Annotated in this window: 18 protein-coding genes; 11 read left to right on the forward strand and 7 right to left on the reverse strand. The window is 64.2% G+C overall.

The window, feature by feature from the left end; genetic code table 11:
* Positions 1 to 6: 6 nt before the first annotated feature.
* The 4 genes from DK261_RS14380 to DK261_RS14395 all read left to right on the forward strand — a co-directional run bounded on the left by DK261_RS14380 (position 7) and on the right by DK261_RS14395 (position 2,705).
* The gene (locus tag DK261_RS14380) at positions 7 to 765 is read left to right on the forward strand and encodes an ABC transporter substrate-binding protein (protein WP_110175879.1); all 759 of its coding nucleotides are present in this window, start codon (positions 7 to 9) and stop codon (positions 763 to 765) included.
* A 112-nt stretch (positions 766 to 877) separates the two neighbouring features.
* Positions 878 to 1,495, forward strand: coding sequence for a GTP cyclohydrolase II (ribA, locus tag DK261_RS14385; protein ID WP_007924108.1), 618 nt, complete (start codon positions 878 to 880; stop codon positions 1,493 to 1,495).
* On the forward strand, positions 1,492 to 1,911 hold the full coding sequence (locus tag DK261_RS14390) for a hypothetical protein (protein WP_038575442.1): 420 nt from the start codon (positions 1,492 to 1,494) through the stop codon (positions 1,909 to 1,911). The genes ribA and DK261_RS14390 overlap by 4 nt, the downstream gene beginning before the upstream one ends.
* Positions 1,911 to 2,705, forward strand: a complete 795-nt coding sequence (locus DK261_RS14395; protein ID WP_028683464.1) for a cobalamin-binding protein — start codon at positions 1,911 to 1,913, stop codon at positions 2,703 to 2,705. Before DK261_RS14390 ends, DK261_RS14395 begins: the two co-directional genes overlap by 1 nt.
* An 84-nt stretch (positions 2,706 to 2,789) precedes the next feature.
* On the opposite strand, the gene DK261_RS14400 is transcribed toward DK261_RS14395, so the two are convergent.
* The 4 genes from DK261_RS14400 to DK261_RS14415 all read right to left on the reverse strand — a co-directional run bounded on the left by DK261_RS14400 (position 2,790) and on the right by DK261_RS14415 (position 7,913).
* The gene (locus DK261_RS14400; protein ID WP_110175880.1) at positions 2,790 to 4,673 is read right to left on the reverse strand and encodes a TonB-dependent receptor domain-containing protein; all 1,884 of its coding nucleotides are present in this window, start codon (positions 4,671 to 4,673) and stop codon (positions 2,790 to 2,792) included.
* Between the two features lie 103 nt (positions 4,674 to 4,776).
* Entirely contained in the window at positions 4,777 to 6,675 is a 1,899-nt protein-coding gene (gene dxs / locus DK261_RS14405) for a 1-deoxy-D-xylulose-5-phosphate synthase (RefSeq protein ID WP_110175881.1), read from the reverse strand.
* Positions 6,676 to 6,786: 111 nt separating this feature from the next.
* Positions 6,787 to 7,674, reverse strand: coding sequence for a (2E,6E)-farnesyl diphosphate synthase (gene ispA, locus DK261_RS14410; RefSeq protein WP_038575447.1), 888 nt, complete (start codon positions 7,672 to 7,674; stop codon positions 6,787 to 6,789).
* Positions 7,671 to 7,913 carry an exodeoxyribonuclease VII small subunit gene (locus tag DK261_RS14415; protein ID WP_007924102.1) on the reverse strand — a complete coding sequence of 81 codons (243 nt, stop codon included), beginning with the start codon at positions 7,911 to 7,913 and terminating at the stop codon, positions 7,671 to 7,673. Before DK261_RS14415 ends, ispA begins: the two co-directional genes overlap by 4 nt.
* Positions 7,914 to 8,138: 225 nt before the next feature.
* Here DK261_RS14415 and nirK point away from each other — a divergent pair, with 225 nt between their 5' ends.
* The 3 genes from nirK to DK261_RS14430 all read left to right on the forward strand — a co-directional run bounded on the left by nirK (position 8,139) and on the right by DK261_RS14430 (position 10,661).
* Complete coding sequence (gene nirK, locus DK261_RS14420) at positions 8,139 to 9,230, forward strand: copper-containing nitrite reductase (protein ID WP_009051081.1); 1,092 nt, start codon at positions 8,139 to 8,141, stop codon at positions 9,228 to 9,230.
* 63 nt (positions 9,231 to 9,293) lie between these two features.
* Positions 9,294 to 9,593 carry a helix-turn-helix transcriptional regulator gene (locus DK261_RS14425; protein WP_009051080.1) on the forward strand — a complete coding sequence of 100 codons (300 nt, stop codon included), beginning with the start codon at positions 9,294 to 9,296 and terminating at the stop codon, positions 9,591 to 9,593.
* 63 nt (positions 9,594 to 9,656) lie between these two features.
* On the forward strand, positions 9,657 to 10,661 hold the full coding sequence (locus DK261_RS14430) for an NAD(P)-dependent alcohol dehydrogenase (protein ID WP_028683467.1): 1,005 nt from the start codon (positions 9,657 to 9,659) through the stop codon (positions 10,659 to 10,661).
* A gap of 24 nt (positions 10,662 to 10,685) precedes the next feature.
* Here DK261_RS14430 and DK261_RS14435 read toward each other — a convergent pair whose 3' ends face one another.
* Positions 10,686 to 11,135: a DUF3828 domain-containing protein gene (locus tag DK261_RS14435; RefSeq protein WP_009051078.1), complete on the reverse strand. Its 450-nt coding sequence runs from the start codon at positions 11,133 to 11,135 to the stop codon at positions 10,686 to 10,688.
* Between the two features lie 170 nt (positions 11,136 to 11,305).
* Here DK261_RS14435 and DK261_RS14440 point away from each other — a divergent pair, with 170 nt between their 5' ends.
* Together DK261_RS14440 and DK261_RS14445 are read left to right on the forward strand one after the other, a co-directional pair.
* The gene (locus tag DK261_RS14440; protein WP_028683468.1) at positions 11,306 to 11,605 is read left to right on the forward strand and encodes a type II toxin-antitoxin system RelE/ParE family toxin; all 300 of its coding nucleotides are present in this window, start codon (positions 11,306 to 11,308) and stop codon (positions 11,603 to 11,605) included.
* Complete coding sequence (locus DK261_RS14445) at positions 11,602 to 11,895, forward strand: addiction module antidote protein (RefSeq protein WP_007924096.1); 294 nt, start codon at positions 11,602 to 11,604, stop codon at positions 11,893 to 11,895. The genes DK261_RS14440 and DK261_RS14445 overlap by 4 nt, the downstream gene beginning before the upstream one ends.
* Positions 11,896 to 12,027: 132 nt before the next feature.
* Here the strand turns inward: DK261_RS14445 and DK261_RS14450 are convergent, their stop codons facing one another.
* Both DK261_RS14450 and DK261_RS14455 read right to left on the reverse strand, forming a co-directional pair.
* Positions 12,028 to 12,420, reverse strand: a complete 393-nt coding sequence (locus DK261_RS14450; protein WP_028683470.1) for a DUF6124 family protein — start codon at positions 12,418 to 12,420, stop codon at positions 12,028 to 12,030.
* Between the two features lie 371 nt (positions 12,421 to 12,791).
* Positions 12,792 to 13,679: a LysR family transcriptional regulator gene (locus tag DK261_RS14455; protein WP_028683471.1), complete on the reverse strand. Its 888-nt coding sequence runs from the start codon at positions 13,677 to 13,679 to the stop codon at positions 12,792 to 12,794.
* Between the two features lie 126 nt (positions 13,680 to 13,805).
* Between DK261_RS14455 and DK261_RS14460 the strand changes: the two genes are divergently transcribed.
* The gene (locus tag DK261_RS14460) at positions 13,806 to 14,996 is read left to right on the forward strand and encodes a serine hydrolase (RefSeq protein ID WP_028683472.1); all 1,191 of its coding nucleotides are present in this window, start codon (positions 13,806 to 13,808) and stop codon (positions 14,994 to 14,996) included.
* Positions 14,997 to 15,190: 194 nt separating this feature from the next.
* Positions 15,191 to 16,354, forward strand: a complete 1,164-nt coding sequence (locus DK261_RS14465; protein ID WP_110175882.1) for an acyltransferase — start codon at positions 15,191 to 15,193, stop codon at positions 16,352 to 16,354.
* Positions 16,355 to 16,362 lie beyond the last annotated feature (8 nt).

Raw genomic sequence — 16,362 nt, forward strand, 5'->3', positions numbered from 1 at the left:
TCAGCCATGCCGGTCGCTCGCGCTCTGCTGGTAACGCTCTGTGTCTTGACCGCCAGTCTGGTCCGGGCCGCCGAGCCGGCGGCGCTGCCCGGGGAAATCCGGGTGGCCAGCGAGGAGTGGGACAGTTACACCCAGGCCGATGGCCAGGGCATGGCCTGGGATATCCTGCGCGAGGTCTTCGAGACCCAGGGCGTGAAGCTCGACATGCGCAGCGTGCCCTACACCCGCTCGGTCGGGCTGGTGCAGCGGCGTGAAGTCGACGCCCTGGTCGGCTCCTATCGGGACGAAACCGATGGCGCCCTGTATCCGCGCTGGAATTACGACACCGACCATATCTACAGCCTGGGCCTGGCGACGAATCCGCCGCCGACCCTGGCCACGCTCGGCAACTACCGCCTGGTCTGGGTGCGCGGCTACCGCTACCAGGACTACTTGCCCAATATTCAGCGTTTCAATGAAATCCGCCGGCGGGTCGGTATCTTGCCGATGCTCCAGCAAGGTCGCGCCGACTTCTATATCGATGCCCTGACCGAGGTCGATTTTGTCCTGTCCCAGGCCGAGGACCGCTCACAGTTCCGACGCACCCATCTGGCCGAACTGCCGCTGTTCCTGGGCTTTGCCGACAATGAACGGGGCCGGGTGCTGCGCGCGCTGTTCGATCGGCGGATGGAGGAGTTGGTGAAAAACGGCCGTTTGCGTCCGATTTTCCAGCGCTGGCAGCAGCCCTATCCGTTCGATACCGGGCGTCCGCCTGAAGACCGTTGATCTAACTTCTCGATCTTTATGTCCGATAATTCAGCCTAAGCGTCTGTCGGAAGCTGCTGTTACAATGCCGCCTCTGCGAATCTCCAGTCCCATACAGATCAGGAGCACAACGGTGCCCGTCGTTTTTGTTGCCGCTTCCAAGCTGCCCACCCCTTTTGCGCAATTCACCATGCATGGTTTTCTCGATGAAGCCACCGGCCGCGAGCACGTCGTGCTCAGCCTGGGTGATATTGCCGATGGCGCTCCGGTGCTCGGCCGGTTGCACTCCGAATGCCTGACCGGCGATGCCCTGTTCAGCCAGCGCTGCGACTGCGGTTCGCAACTGGAAGCCGCCCTGCAGGCAATCGCCCGCGAAGGCCGTGGCGTGCTCCTGTACCTGCGTCAGGAAGGCCGCGGCATCGGCTTGCTGAACAAGATCCGCGCCTATGAGTTGCAGGACGGCGGCGCCGACACCGTGGAAGCCAACGAGCGCCTCGGTTTTGCCGCCGACCAGCGTGACTACGCCATGTGCCTGCCGATGCTCGAGCACCTGGGGGTGAAATCCCTGCGCCTGATGACCAACAACCCACGCAAGGTCAAAGCCCTGACCGAGATGGGCATAGTCGTCGCCGAGCGCGTGCCGCTGCATACCGGCCACAACCCGCACAACAAACTCTACCTGGCCACCAAGGCCAGCAAGCTCGACCACATGATGGGCAACGAGCACCAGGGCGAGGTAGACCGGGCGTGACCCGCGGTCAGGTCCGGCGGCGCCTGGCCGTCAGCTGGTGGCAATACCTGGCGCTGGCGCTGCTGCCGCTGTTCGTGCTCAACCTGGTGTTTGGCCAGGGCGAGCCGCTGCTGCCGATCCTGGCGATGCCGTTTTTCATCGCTGGCGTGGCCTCGATGTTTGTCAGCCTGCGTTTTTTTGGCGGCTACAAGCGCGCGTTGATCGCCACCCATAAAGCCCTCGATACCCCTGAAGAGCCGGCCGCCTGGATCGAGCTGGCGGCCCGCCGTCGTGCGGCGTTCCTGGCCGCGGCGCTGCCGGCCTGGATCGGCGCCCTGGCGGTGTTCGTCGGCCTGGAAGCGGTGCCGCTGATCCTGCTGGCGCTGTCCACCGCCGTGCTGTTCTACCTCTACCGCATTCCGCGTCAGCTCGGTTGATGTCTCGCTGGCTGGCAGTCCTGCTGCTGGCCCTCGGCGGCCCGGCGCTGGCCGTGGAGCGCGTGGTCAGCCTGGCGCCTTCACTGTCGGAAATCGTCGTCGAACTGGATTCCGCCGATCTGCTGGTCGGCGTGCTGGATGCTGGCGAGCGTCCCCCTCAATTGCACAACCTGCCGTCGGTGGGCCGCTACGGCCAGCTGGACATGGAGCGGCTGCTCAGCCTCAAGCCGGATCTGCTCCTGCTCTGGCCCGGCAGCGTCGGCCCGGCCCAGCGGGAACAGCTCAGCCGCCTGGGTATCCCGACCCTGGTGGCCGAACCCCACAGCCTCGACCAGCTCATTACCCAGATCGAAACCATCGCCGCCCGGCTAGGGCGCCCACAACGCGGCCTGGAACGTGCCCATACGTTACGGCAGCAGTTGGCCAACCTGCGTCAGCGCTATGCCCGCAGCGCGCCTCTGGCGGTGTTTTATCAGGTCTGGGACCAGCCGCTGTACACCGTGGGCGGCGGGCAAATCATCAGTGATGCCTTGAGTGTGTGCGGCGCGCGCAACGTGTTTGCCGACCTGCCGCTGCCGGCGCCCCAGGTCAGCGTCGAGGCGGTGTTGCAGCGCAACCCTGAAGTGATCCTGGCCAGCACCCAGGCCCAGCTGGACGCCTGGAAGGTCTGGCCGCAACTGAAGGCCGTGGCCCAAGGCCGGTTGTTGCTGATCAGCGATAAAGGCCTGGAGCGGCCGAGCGGGCAGATGATCGCCGCGACGGCCAAGCTCTGCCAATTGCTTGATCCTGAGTAGCCGCGGCTAGCGCATCGCGGGCAAGCCTCGTTGAGTCTGTAGGAGCGAGGCTTGCCCGCGAGCGCCCTCACTGGCGCCGCATGACTAAAGCTCCGGCGTCCAGGTCACCCCGAACATCCAGGCCCGGCCTGGCTCCCGATACCCGTATTGCGCGCCGTCATGGCTGTACAGCACCCGGCTGTAGGACTTATCCAGCAGATTGTCGACCTTCAATTCCAGCCGGACCTCGCGATTCAGCGCCCAGCTGCCGCGCAAGCCCAGCAGGGCATAACCGCCGAGGCGTTGCTGGTTGGCCAGGTCGTCATAGCTGCTGCTCACCGCCTGCCAGCTGGCTCCGAGGCCCAGGCGGTCGAACTGCCGGTCCAGGTCCAGGCTCAGGGTGCGCCGGGCGCGGCGGGCCAGGGTGTGGCCGGTGTCGCGGTCGCGGGGATCGATGATTGCCAGCCCCAGATTGCTCTGCCAGCCAAACAGCTCCTGGCGCAGCGCCGCCTCGAAGCCGTTGATGCGTGCCGAGGCGACGTTCTGCGGGCGCGAGTTGCTGCCGAAGATAATCGCGTCTTCCAGGTCGGTGCGGTACAGCGAGGTTTCCAGGCGCGTGCTTTCGCTCAACTGGCTGCGCCATTGCAGCTCGTAGCTTTTCGAGGTCTCGGGCTTGAGGTCGGGGTTGCTGAAGTCGGGGTAATACAGGTCGTTGAAGGTCGGGGCGCGGAAGCCTTCGCTGTAGGTCAGCAGGACATCATTGTCGGCATTCAGCGGCAAGGTGAGGGTGCCGCTCCAGCTGTTCTGGCCGCCGAACTGCTGGTTCTGGTCGCGACGCAGGCCCAGCTCGGTAGAGAAACTGTCGGCCTTGAAGCGATGCTGGACAAAGGCCGCGCGGTTCCAGCGGCTGTCCTCGGCGAAGGCGGTGCTGCTGTTGACCCGGTCTTGATACCAGTCGCCGCCGACGATCAGGCTGTTGCGTTCGTCGAGGCTCAGGTCGTTCTGCCAGTTGACCGAGTCGCGATAGGTGTTGAACACCGTGCGTTCGTCGCTGAGCTTGTCGAAGGTCTTCTCGCGGTTCTCGCTGTGGCCCAGTTCCAGGCGCGACTTCCAGGCTTCGTTGATACGGCCGTCGATATAGCTGCTGAAGCTGCTGACCGCGAATTCGCTGTAAGGCTTCTGGGGGAGACTCTCGAAGGTGCGGCTGTCGAAGCGCCCGAAAGGGTTGTCGAACTCGCTTTTGCCGCGGTTATCCAGCAGGTTCAGGCCGGCTTCCCAGTCGTCGTTGAAGGCGTGGCTCAGGCTCAGGCTGAGGGCCTGGTTGCGGTAGGCGTCATCATCGCGATCGCTGGCATAGGACTCATGGGTGCGATTGCTCCCGGCAGTGTCGTCGAGGCTGGCGCCCAGGTTTAAGCGGGTCTGCTGGTCGCCGCCGGACAGGCCGATGCTGCGTTCCCAGCTCTGGTGGCTGCCCACCCCCAGGTGCAGGCGCGGTTGCAGGCCCTGCTCGGCGCTGCGCCGGGTGAAGATCTGGATCACCCCGCCAATGGCATCGCTGCCGTAAATCACCGAACGCGAACCGCGCAGCACTTCTACCCGTTCGATCTGCTGGATATTCAGGTGCTGCAGGTTGCTGTCGCCGGAGCTCGAACTGCCGATGCGCTGGCCGTCCACCAGCACCAGGGTCTGGGCCGACGAAGTGCCGCGGATATAGATCCCCGGCACGCTGCCCCGGCCGCCGCTCTGCGCCACCTGCACGCCAGGCACCCGTTGCAGCAGGTCGGTGACGCTGGAGGGTTGCAGGCGGTCGATATCGTCGCGGGTGAACACGGTGTTGGCGGCGCTGCTGTCGTTGCGCGCCTCTACCTGGCGGTTGGCGCTGATCAGGGTGTCGGGCAGCTTGAGGGCCTGTTCGCGATCGAGGTTGTCGGCCAGCAGTTGGCCGGTGGGCAGCAAGGCAAGGGGCAGGGCGAGGAGGGCGGGTTTCATCGACAATCCGTGGCGCTTGGCGAGCGAGGCAGGGGCCGGGGATAACTCCTGTAGCCGCTGCCGAAGGCTGCGATCGGCCCCGAAGGGCCGTCGCTTTTGAGGCTTACAGGCCGAGCAGGCGCAGGCGTTCCCGCACGGCGGCTTCGATGCCGGCTTCGTCCAGGCCGCATTCGGCCAGCATCTGCGCCGGCTTGGCGTGCTCGACATAGAGGTCCGGCAAGCCCAGGTGCAGGATCGGCTTGAGGATCGCCTCGCGCGCCAGGAACTCGCTGACCGCGCCGCCGGCGCCGCCCATGATGGCGTTCTCTTCGACGGTCACCAGCAGTTCGTGGCTGGCAGCGATCTCGCGCACCAGGGCTTCATCCAGCGGCTTGACGAAACGCATGTCGACCACGGTGGCGTCCAGCTTGTCGGCGACTTTCAGCGCCTCGGCCAGTTGCACGCCGAACACCAGCAGGGCGACTTTGCTGCCCTGGCGGCGCACCACGCCCTTGCCGATCTCGATCGGCTGCAGGTCTTTCTCGATGGTGGCGTTCGGGCCGGTACCGCGCGGGTAACGCACGGCGGCCGGGCCGTTGTACAGGTGGCCGGTGTTGAGCATCTTGCGCAGTTCGTTCTCGTCGCTCGGGGTCATCACCACCATGCCGGGGATGCAGCGCAGGAACGACAGGTCGAAGCTGCCGGCGTGGGTCGGGCCGTCTTCGCCCACCAGGCCGGCGCGGTCGATGGCGAACAGCACGTCGAGGTTCTGCACCGCTACGTCATGCACAAGCTGGTCGTAACCGCGCTGCAGGAAGGTCGAATAGATCGCCACCACCGGCTTGGCGCCTTCGCAGGCCATGCCGGCCGCCAGGGTCACGGCGTGCTGCTCGGCAATCGCCACGTCGAAGTAGCGCAGCGGGAAACGCTCGCTGAAGGCCACCAGGTCCGAGCCTTCCTTCATTGCCGGGGTAATGCCCACCAGGCGCGGGTCGGCGGCGGCCATGTCGCACAGCCATTCGCCGAACACGCCGGAGTACTTCGGCCCACCGGCCTTTTTCGGCGCGGCGGCGGGGCTGTCCAGGGGATCGAGCTTGGTGATGGCGTGGTAGCCGATCGGGTCGACTTCCGCCGGGGCGAAACCCTTGCCCTTTTTGGTCACCACGTGCAGGAACTGCGGGCCCTTGAGGTCGCGCATGTTACGCAGGGTGGCGATCAGGGTTGGCAGGTCGTGGCCATCGATCGGGCCGATGTAGTTCCAGCCCAGTTCTTCGAACAGGGTGCCGGGAACCAGCATGCCCTTTGCGTATTCTTCGGTGCGACGGGCGATTTCCCAGGCGCCGGGCAGGCGCGACAGCACCTTCTTGCTGCCTTCGCGCATGCTGGCGTAGGTGCGGCTGGAGAGGATCTTGGCCAGGTAGTTGGACAGGCCGCCGACGTTACGCGAGATCGACATGTCGTTGTCGTTGAGGATCACCAGCATGTTGGCGTCCACTTCCGGCGCGTGGTTCAGCGCCTCGAAGGCCATGCCCGCGGTCAGGGCGCCGTCGCCGATCACCGCGATCGCCTTGCGCTCGCTGTTCTGCAGGCGGGCGGCAATGGCCATGCCCAGCGCCGCACTGATCGAGGTGCTGGAATGGCCGACGCCAAAGGTGTCGTACTCGCTCTCGGAACGCCGTGGGAAGGCGGCCAGGCCGTCCTTCTGGCGCAGGCTGGCCATGCGCTCGCGGCGACCGGTGAGGATCTTGTGCGGATAAGCCTGATGACCCACGTCCCACACCAGACGGTCGTCCGGCGTGTCGAAGACGTAATGCAGCGCGATGGTCAGCTCGATGACGCCCAGGCCGGCACCGAAATGCCCACCGGTCTGGCCGACCGTATAGAGCAACTCCAGGCGCAACTCATCGGCCAGGGTTTCCAGCTCGGCTTCGCCTAACCGGCGCAGGCCGTCCGGCGTGTTGGCACGGTCGAGCAGGGGCGTGGTCGGGCGCTTGCGGGGAATCTCATGAAACGTCGTGGGCATCAGGCGAATCGTTATAGGTATAAAAGAGGCGGCAGTTTACCTTATGCATCGCAAGCTGCCCACGCAGAGCGCGGAACTTGGCCGATATGCGGTCTGCCGCGCCGGGGTCGATCAACTGCGTCGTTCGACGATATAACGCGCCAGCTCCCGCAGGGGCTCGGCGCCCGCGTCAAAGGGTCGCAGTGCGTGCAGGGCCTGATCGCGCAGCTCCAGGGCATAGGCCTTGGCCGCTTCCAGGCCGAGCAGGGCCGGGTAGGTCGGTTTGTCCCGCGCGATGTCGGCACCCTGGCGTTTGCCGAGGGTCGCGGTATCGCTTTCCACGTCGAGAATGTCGTCCTGCACCTGGAACGCCAGGCCGATGGCCTGGGCATAGGTCTGCAGGGACTTGAGTTCGTCTTTCTCTGCCCGGCCGCTGGCCAGGGCGCCGAGCTTGACGCTGGCCTCGATCAGCGCACCGGTCTTGTGCCGGTGCATGTATTCCAGGGCTTTCTGGTCGAGCTTGAGGCCCACCGAACCGAGGTCGATGGCCTGGCCGCCGACCATGCCCGCCGGGCCCGCCGCCAGCGCCAGGGCGCTGACCATCTGCAGGCGGATCTCGGCGCTCGAATCGCTCAGGCGCGGGTCGAGCAGGGCGCTGAAGGCCAGGCTCTGCAAACCGTCGCCGGCGAGAATCGCGCAGGCTTCATCGAAGGCTTTGTGGGTGGTCGGCTGGCCGCGACGCAGATCGTCGTCGTCCATCGCCGGCAAATCATCGTGCACCAGGGAATAGGCGTGGATCAGCTCCACCGCGCAGGCGGCGCCGTTGGCTTGCTCCGGCCGGGCGCCGAGGGCTTCGCAGGCGGCGTAGGCCAGCAGCGGGCGTACGCGCTTGCCGCCGTTCATCACGCTGTAGCGCATGGCCTCGTAAAGACGGGCCAGCTCCGGGCTTGGCGCGTGGAACAGGGTTTCCAGTGCAGCATTGACCCGGGCCTGACTGCTGGCCTGATAGGCCGCGATCATTCTGGCTGTTCCGCGTCGAAGGGTTCTTCGGCCAGCTCGCCATCGCGTTCCAGCAGGATCTGCACCTTCTGCTCGGCCTGGGCCAGCGCCGCCTGGCAATCGCGGGTCAGGCCGATGCCTTGCTCGAAGGCGGTCAACGAGTCTTCCAGCGACAGCTCGCCGTTCTCCAGACGCTCGACCAGCGTTTGCAGGTCGGCGAGGGATTGTTCGAAATCTAAGGCAGCTTTTTTGCGGGCCATGGCGGCTATCCCGGTTGACGTTAAACCGGCGCGACACTAGCAGACATGGGGGTTTGGGGCAAATGAGCGGCGCCTGCCGAACGGGTCGAGAGGGCGATTTTCTGCCCTGGGTCAGGGGACGGTGCGCGGGTTGACCTTCTGTCGCCATTTCTTGCTTTACGACAAGGAAAGTTGCGCGCACTTGCCTTGCAATGCCCCATCGTTGATTGGCAAGGAGAAGCTGCAATGAGTGTTTTTCGAAGTGTATTGGGGGCCTGTGTGCTGCTTGGCAGCTGTGCCAGCAGCCTGGCGCTGGCCGGTGGGGCCGAGGGTTTGCAGCGGGTGAAGGTCGACCTGGTCGCGCCGCCGCTGGTGCATCCCCATGAGCAGGTGGTCAGCGGGCCGCCCAAGGTGGTGCAGTTCCGCATGAGTATCGAAGAGAAAAAAATGGTCATCGACGACCAGGGCACCACGCTCCAGGCCATGACCTTCAATGGCTCCATGCCCGGCCCGACCCTGGTGGTGCACGAGGGTGACTATATAGAGCTGACGCTGGTCAATCCGGCGACCAACAGCATGCCCCACAATGTCGACTTTCACGCGGCCACCGGCGCCCTGGGCGGGGCGGGCCTGACCCAGGTGGTGCCAGGGCAGGAAGTGGTCCTGCGCTTCAAGGCCGACCGCAGCGGCACCTTTGTCTATCACTGCGCGCCGCAAGGCATGGTGCCGTGGCACGTGGTGTCGGGCATGAACGGCGCGCTGATGGTGCTGCCCCGTGACGGCCTGCGCGACCCGCAGGGCAAACCCCTGCATTACGACCGCGTCTACACCATCGGCGAGTCCGACCTGTATATCCCCAAGGACAAGGACGGCCACTACAAGGACTACCCGGACCTGGCGTCCAGTTACCAGGACACCCGCGCGGTCATGCGCACCCTGACCCCGAGCCACGTGGTGTTCAACGGCCGTGTCGGCGCCCTGACCGGGGCCAACGCGCTGACCTCCAAGGTCGGGGAGAGCGTGCTGTTCATCCACTCCCAGGCCAACCGCGACAGCCGTCCGCACCTGATTGGCGGCCACGGCGACTGGGTCTGGACCACCGGCAAGTTCGCCAACCCGCCGCAACGCAACATGGAAACCTGGTTTATCCCCGGCGGCTCCGCGGTCGCAGCGCTCTATACCTTCAAGCAGCCGGGGACCTACGTGTACCTCAGCCACAACCTGATCGAGGCCATGGAGCTGGGGGCCCTGGCCCAGATCAAGGTGGAGGGGCAGTGGGACGACGACCTGATGACCCAGGTGAAAGCGCCGGGGCCGATCGTCGAGCCCAAGCAGTAGTAAGAGGGGCGGGGATATTGCTCAGGTCTTGATCATTTCGTAAAAGTCCGTAATATCCCCGCCATGCTCATCGATCAAATCAAAGCGCTGGCCAGCGACATCCGTATGCAGATGCTTGAATGGCTGAAGGACCCGGAAGGCAACTTTCCGCCCCAGGGGCATGACGCACCGAAAGAAATCGGCATCTGCATGACTCACCTGCAGCACAAGGCCGCGCTTTCGGCGTCCAGCACCTCCAGCCATTTGGCGATCCTGCAGCAGGCGGGTCTGGTCGAGGCCACGCGCATTGGCAAGTGGACTTACTTTCGCCGTAACGAAGCCGCCATTGCGGCCTTTACCGAGCAACTGAAGCGCGAGCTCTGAGTTTTTTTACTTGAACATTTCGTTATTTTTCGAAATGAAAAGGCAACCCAGGAGGATCTGTTCATGAAAGCAATCTACGTACAACCCGGTGGTGGCTACGACAACGTGGTGGTCGGCGAGGCTCCGGCCGCGGCGCCACAAGCGGGCGAAATTACCGTGCGCCTGCGCGCCAGTTCCCTCAACTACCACGATTTCGCGGTGGTCAGCGGCATGTGGGGGCCGACCGAGTCGCGCATCCCGATGGCCGATGGCGCCGGTGAAGTGATCGCCGTGGGCGAGGGGGTCAGTGAATTCGCCGTTGGCGACTCGGTGGTCAGCACCTTTTTCCCCGAATGGCTGGATGGCAGGCCTAATGTCGTCGGCTTTGCCACGGTGCCGGGCGACGGCCTGGATGGTTACGCCCGTGAAGTCGTTACCGCTCGCGCCACCGCCTTCACCCGTGCGCCCAAGGGCTGGAGCCACGCCGAAGCCGCGACCCTGACCACTGCCGGTCTCACTGCCTGGCGTGCGCTGGTGGACGACGGCCGGGTGACTGCTGGCGACACCGTGCTGGTGCAAGGCACCGGCGGCGTGTCGATCTTCGCCCTGCAATTCGCCAAGATGCTCGGCGCCACCGTGATCGCCACCTCGTCCAGCGATGCCAAGCTGGAACGGCTGAAAGCCCTCGGTGCCGATCACCTGATCAACTACCGCGAGGACCCTACCTGGGGCGAAACCGTGCAGAAACTCACTGCCGGCCGTGGCGTCGACCACGTGATCGAAGTGGGCGGCCCGGCCACCCTGGAACAGTCGATGATCGCCGCCCGGGCCGGTGGCCATATCTCGGTGATCGGCATCCTGACCGGCGTGGCGGGTGAGTTCCCGATCGTCACCGCGCTGGTCAAGCAACTGCGCCTGCAAGGCGTGCTGGTCGGTAACCGCCGGCAGCAGCAGGACATGGTCCGCGCCATCGATGCCAACGGCATGCATCCGATCCTCGACAAGCATTTCGCCCTGGAGGCGATAGTCGATGCCTTCCGCTACCAGGAAAGCAACCAGCACTTCGGCAAGATCATTCTCGATATCTGACCCTGCCTGGCCGGCCGCCGCGGATCACTCGCTCTGATCCGTGGTGGCCAGCACCTCGTTGATCTTCCAGCAGCCTTTGTCCTTGACCAGCAGCAGGTCGACGATCTGCGTGGTGTCCGGCGTATTGCCCAGGGTCACCGACTCGCGCGCCGAGGCGCCTTGCACCTGCGGTTCGCTGACCTTGATCTGGGTCAGCCACTCATCCATGTAGTCCTGGGTCTTGAGGAAGTAGTCCTCTTCCAGCCCTTCGGGGCTGCTCATCTGCTTCTTGATCCGTTCGATCAGCGTTTGGGTGACGTACTGCTGCAGGTGCGGCAGGTCATCGGTGATCGGGTCTTTTTCGTTGCTGAAACTTTCCAGGTACCAGTTGTAGAAGGCCTCGGCCACCGGCTTGGGCGAGCTGGCGCAGTCGGCGAGGGCGAGGGGTTGATGGAAAGCCGCGGCGAGGAGCAGCAGGGGGAACAGCTTTCTCATGGGGACGTCCTTACAGGAGTTAAGACATTGAGCCGTTGAGACATCAGGTTGTGGCCGAGTGCTCGATTTCAACACGCTGTGGCCCGGATCGCTATCGGCCTGTGCGCTGGCAGTGCTTTGCAATACAAATACGCTTTCAAATGCTGTAGTCTTGAAACTACAGTCGCGGCATGATCGAGATCAAACAGACCGCGACCTTTATGGAGTGGGAAAACAGGCTCAAGGATTCCAGAGCCAGGGCGTTGATCGCTGCGCGGATTTTTCGCCTGGCCAACGGCCTTGCCGGGGACGTGTCCCCGGTGGGCGAAGGCGTCAGCGAGTTGCGCATCCATTACGGGCCGGGCTACCGAGTTTATTTCCAGCAGCTTGGTTCGCAACTTGTCATTTTGTTATGCGGCGGCGACAAGAGTCGCCAGAGCCGCGATATCGAACTGGCCAAATACCTGGCCCGTCGTTGGAGCCGATCATGAACGAACCGCTATTCGACTATGACCCCGCCACGGCCTTGCGCGACCCGCAGGCCATCGCCCTGTTCATGGCGGACGCCTTCGAGACCGGCGATGCCGGCTACATCGCCAAAGCCCTGGGCGTGGTGGCGCGGGCCAAGGGCATGACCGAACTGGCCCATGAAACCGGGCTGTCCCGCGAGCAGCTGTACCGCTCGTTCAGTGACAAGGGCAACCCGACCCTGAAGACCCTGCTGGCGGTGATGCGCGCCCTGGGGCTGGATATGACGGCGCGGGTGCATGGGGCGTCTTGATGAGGGTGGCGGTCGCATCCAGCCCCATAAAGGTTTTACTTCAGGCTTGCAGAGGGCCGATCAATAAGAGCGCCTCTATAAAGAGGGGCGAATGAATATTCGCCCCGTTCCTGCCTTCGGCTACTTGAGCCTTTAACGCAAGGCCGTGGCCTCGGTCGGCCGATTGGCATCGAGCAGTGCGTTCACTACGGCATTGGCCATTTCCACCGAGTGGATCATCGACCAGATCAGCCCGCGTTCCACACCGCTGGCGCGTTCGCTGATTTCATCGCTGACCTGTACCGCGCAATCGAGCAGCAGCGACACATGGACCAAGGCTTCTTCGGCGCTGATGCCGGGGCGGACATTGAACAGAGAGTCACGGCCCACGGCGGTGGAGGCGGTGTCTCTCAGGCTATTGAGAATCGAAGGCTCATGATTGTTCGAGACCAGGGCCAGGCGGATGCGCTGGGTGGCGAGGTCGTGTTCGGGGGTTCTGAATTGCCCGGGCAGGGGCATGGGTGGATCGGGGACCAGCTTTTTCATGGTGCATCTCCAGTGTAAGTGGAGCTGCCAGTTGTCGCTGCTAAACGAGTGGGTGGCAGCTGTACGCAGGTTAGCAGACCGGACACTAGAAACCGGCGCACCCTAGGGTGCCCTGCGCACAGCCACCATGACGTGCTGACTCGGTCAGACGGTAGGTGATGCTATGCGCCTAGTGTGAAGCTCCGAGCTGCTAAACCCGGTCACTGAATGGGCAGTGACAGGTCGAGCCTAGAGAGCAGGTTTTATAGGCGCAAGCAGGTGGGAGTTTCTAGGAAAAGTCGCTCAATAGAAAGCGAAGAACCTTACGTCGAGCGGGCTGAATGGCGCAGGTAGGGCTGCCTCATTGTTCTGAACCGCACGCTGGCCAACCCTCACCCCCGCCCCCCGCCGTCACAGATAAAGTCAATGAACGCCCGCAGTTTCGGTGTGAGGTGGCGGCTCGATGGCCATACCACCTGGATGTTCAGGGTGCGCTGCACCCGATCGGGCAGGATCGATTCCAGTTCGCCGGCATCCAGTGCCTCGCACACCGCGAATTCGGGGACGCAGGCGATGCCCAGGCCTTGCCTGGCCATGTGGATCAGCATGTCCAGGTTATTGCAGACCATGGTCGCCGGCACTTTCAGCTCGGCGCCTTCGGCGAGGCCCGTCAGCGGCCATTTTTCCAGCTTGCCTGTCGACGGCAGTTTGTAATGCAGGCAGTGGTGTTCCTGCAGCTGCTCGACCGTGGCCGGGTAGCCGTGGCTGGCAAAGTAGCTGGGGGCGCCCACCAGGTAGAAGCCGAAGCTGTCGAGTTTCCTGGCCATCAAGCGGGAGTCGTGCAACTGGCCGGTGCGCAGCACGGCGTCGAAGCCTTCCTCGACCACGTCCACCAGCCGGTCGGTGAAGTCCAGCTCCAGCTGGATGTCCGGATAACGCTGCATGAAGCGCGACAGGTGCATGAACAAAACGTTGCCCAGCAGCGGCAGGCTGATGCGCAGCTTGCCGCGTGGCGTCTCGCTGGAGCTGGAGAGTTCCTGCTCTGCGGCTTCCAGCTCGTTGAGCACCCGGCGGCAGCGTTCCAGGAACAGCGAGCCCTCGCTGGTCAGGTTGATGCTGCGGGTATTGCGGTGGAATAGCCGGGTGCCGAGTTTCTCTTCCATGCGGGCGATGCTCTTGCCCACGGCCGAGGCGGAGATCCCGAGCAAGCGGCCCGCCGCAACGAAACTGCGGCTTTCGGCGACCTGGACGAACACGGTGATGCCATTGAGCTTATCCAACACTCACTCCTTTGATTGCGGACAAAAATGTCCGTGGACCCCGGAATTGTAACCTCTGTTTCCCTACCGTGGCCGGTTCTACCATCGCTGCATCCAGTTCAACCATTCAGCAATTTGGGGTCAGCTATGTCAGTCAACGAACCGCTTCGCCCGCTACAGTCTCTTCGCTCGTTCGAGTCCACCCAGGTGGCCTCACGGATCGATGCCGTGCTCGAGCAGACCCTGCACGACCAGCGCCTGGTGGGCGCCGTGGTGCTGGTGGCTCATCGCGGCGAGCTCATCTATCGCCGCGCGGCGGGCCTGGCCGACCGGGAAGCGCAAGTGCCGATGCGTGAAGATGCCTTGTTCCGGCTGTCTTCGGTCTCCAAGCCGATCGCTTCGGTGGCGGCGCTGGTGCTGGTCGCCCAGGGCAAGATCCAGCTGGACGATGACATCAGCCGCTGGTTGCCGTATTTCAAGCCAACCCTGAACGACGGCCAGCCCGCGACCATTACCCTGCGCCAGCTGCTGAGCCATACCGCCGGTCTTTCCTATGGCTTCCTGGAAAGCGCCGAGGGCGGCCCTTATCACGCCGCCGGGGTGTCCGACGGGCTGGAGCGCAGCGAGCTTTCGCTGGAAGAGAACCTGCGCCGCCTGGGCCAGATTCCATTGCAGTACAAACCCGGCAGCAACTGGGGCTACTCGATCGCCACCGACGTCCTGGGCGGGCTGATCGCCGCTGTGCATGGCACGACCCTCGCCGTGGCGATCGATCAATTGGTGGTCCAGCCACTGCAGTTGCACGACACCAGTTTCAAGGTTTCAGACGTCAGCCGCCTGACCGCGGCGTACCTGAACGATCAGCCACGGCCGCATCGTATCGAGGCGCTGGAAGTGGTCCCGGTCTTCGAGGGCACCGCGGGCATCAAGCTGGACCCGGCCCGGGCCCTGGACCCGCATGCCTATGACTCCGGTGGCTCGGGCCTGATCGGTAGCGCCGGTGAGTTCCTGACGCTGCTCGAAACCCTGCGCAAGGGTGGCGCGCCGCTGCTGCCTCAAGCCCTGGTCGATGAAATGACCAGCAACCAGACCGCCGATCTGGAGCTGGAAAACTGGCCCGGACGCGGCTTTGGCCTGGGCTTCACGGTGCTCAAGGACCCGGCGGCGGCGCAGACCGCCGAGTCGGCCGGCAGCTGGCGGCTGGGCGGCGCCTATGGGCATTCGTGGTTCGTCGACCCGGCCGAGCAATTGACGGTGGTCGCCTTCACCAACACCGCCTTCGAAGGCATGTTCGGGCAGTTCACTGTCGACCTGTGCAACGCCGTCTACGGCCAGTGAACAGGTGCCGGCCCCTGCCAGCTGGGGGCCGGCACGCAAACATCGAATAAAGACGGTTCGCTCAGCGATCTGCATTGCCGTACCCCTCGCAACATTGCCTGCAAGTTCGCAACGCCATTGATGGTTTTTATCGGGAGCACGCTCGGCACGCGCACGCGTCGTCGGGCGCGCCGTGACTCTATGGGGATCGGATAATGAAAAAAGCAGAGTTCTACCATTCGCATGTGCACAGCAAACTCGATTCGCTCACGGGAATACGCTTTTTCGCCGCGGCTATGGTGTTCATGTTCCACGCGTCGCTGACCCGGATCATCGGTTTCAACCCCTACGCCGACAGCGATGTGATCGATGCCTTCCAGCGCATCTTCAGCGGTGGCGGCTGGCTCGGCGTGTCGTTCTTTTTCGTGCTCAGTGGCTTTGTCATCACCTGGTCGGCGCGCAAGGGCGACAGCCTGACCGGCTTCTGGAAGCGCCGCTTACTGAAGATCTACCCCAACCACATTGCCACCTGGCTGCTGGCGATGCTGCTGTTCAGCGTGCCGGCGGCCAGCGTGGCGATCTGGCTGCCCAATCTGTTGCTGGTGCATTCCTGGATTCCACGGATGGACACCTTCCTCAGCGTCAACGGCCCGTCCTGGTCGCTGTGCTGCGAGATGTTCTTCTATCTGCTGTTTCCCCTGGCGCTCAAGCTGGTCTGGAACATTGCCGAGCAGCGGCTGTGGCGCTGGGCCTGGGCGATGGTCGCGGGCCTGGCCCTGACGCAAGTCGCCATACGCCTGCTGGCCCCGGCCACGCCACTGATCAATGAGTACCCGATTTCCCTGAGCCAGTGGTGGTGGGCCTACTACTTCCCGCCCGCGCGGCTGTTCGAGTTCGTGCTGGGCATGCTCATGGCGCGGATCCTCATGGCCGGCCGCTGGATCGACCTGAGCGTGCCCTGGGCCTTCGCGCTGCTGGTCGGCAGCTACGTGGCGGCCATGTATGTGCCTTTCCAGTACAGCCTCAACCTGGTGACGCTGGTGCCGGTCGCGGCGCTGATCACCGCGATCGCCGCCAGCGACCTGAAGGATCGCAGAGGGCTGCTCAACACGCGCTGGATGGTCTGGCTGGGGGAGATCTCGTTCGGCTTCTACATGATCCACCTGCTGATCATGACCCTGGCGACCCAGCTGCTCGGCGGCCGCCTGTTCGATAACGGCAGCGCCACGCTGATCGTCGCGCTCACCTTCGCGCTCTCCATCTTCGGCGGCTGGCTGCTGTTCAACTTTGTCGAGCGCCCCGTCATGCAGCGTTGGGGCCGGACCGGCAAGGCCAGGGTGCTGGGCGGCAGCCTGGCCCAGCCCGAAGCCACGTCCTGACCCTCTCT

The sequence above is a fragment of the Pseudomonas sp. RW409 genome, from assembly GCF_003184125.1.
In the GTDB taxonomy this organism is placed as follows: Bacteria; Pseudomonadota; Gammaproteobacteria; order Pseudomonadales; family Pseudomonadaceae; genus Aquipseudomonas; species Aquipseudomonas chlororaphis_I.

Bases quoted from the DNA above. Each gene is read 5' to 3' on its own strand.
- DK261_RS14460 (WP_028683472.1), top strand. From the start codon at position 13,806: ATGTCAGTCAACGAACCGCTTCGCCCGCTACAGTCTCTTCGCTCGTTC.
- DK261_RS14395 (WP_028683464.1), top strand. From the start codon at position 1,911: ATGTCTCGCTGGCTGGCAGTCCTGCTGCTGGCCCTCGGCGGCCCGGCG.
- ispA (WP_038575447.1), bottom strand. From the start codon at position 7,674: ATGATCGCGGCCTATCAGGCCAGCAGTCAGGCCCGGGTCAATGCTGCA.
- dxs (WP_110175881.1), bottom strand. From the start codon at position 6,675: ATGCCCACGACGTTTCATGAGATTCCCCGCAAGCGCCCGACCACGCCC.
- DK261_RS14465 (WP_110175882.1), top strand. From the start codon at position 15,191: ATGAAAAAAGCAGAGTTCTACCATTCGCATGTGCACAGCAAACTCGAT.
- nirK (WP_009051081.1), top strand. From the start codon at position 8,139: ATGAGTGTTTTTCGAAGTGTATTGGGGGCCTGTGTGCTGCTTGGCAGC.
- DK261_RS14430 (WP_028683467.1), top strand. From the start codon at position 9,657: ATGAAAGCAATCTACGTACAACCCGGTGGTGGCTACGACAACGTGGTG.
- DK261_RS14425 (WP_009051080.1), top strand. From the start codon at position 9,294: ATGCTCATCGATCAAATCAAAGCGCTGGCCAGCGACATCCGTATGCAG.
- DK261_RS14450 (WP_028683470.1), bottom strand. From the start codon at position 12,420: ATGAAAAAGCTGGTCCCCGATCCACCCATGCCCCTGCCCGGGCAATTC.
- DK261_RS14415 (WP_007924102.1), bottom strand. From the start codon at position 7,913: ATGGCCCGCAAAAAAGCTGCCTTAGATTTCGAACAATCCCTCGCCGAC.
- DK261_RS14435 (WP_009051078.1), bottom strand. From the start codon at position 11,135: ATGAGAAAGCTGTTCCCCCTGCTGCTCCTCGCCGCGGCTTTCCATCAA.
- DK261_RS14440 (WP_028683468.1), top strand. From the start codon at position 11,306: ATGATCGAGATCAAACAGACCGCGACCTTTATGGAGTGGGAAAACAGG.
- DK261_RS14445 (WP_007924096.1), top strand. From the start codon at position 11,602: ATGAACGAACCGCTATTCGACTATGACCCCGCCACGGCCTTGCGCGAC.
- DK261_RS14380 (WP_110175879.1), top strand. From the start codon at position 7: ATGCCGGTCGCTCGCGCTCTGCTGGTAACGCTCTGTGTCTTGACCGCC.
- DK261_RS14400 (WP_110175880.1), bottom strand. From the start codon at position 4,673: ATGAAACCCGCCCTCCTCGCCCTGCCCCTTGCCTTGCTGCCCACCGGC.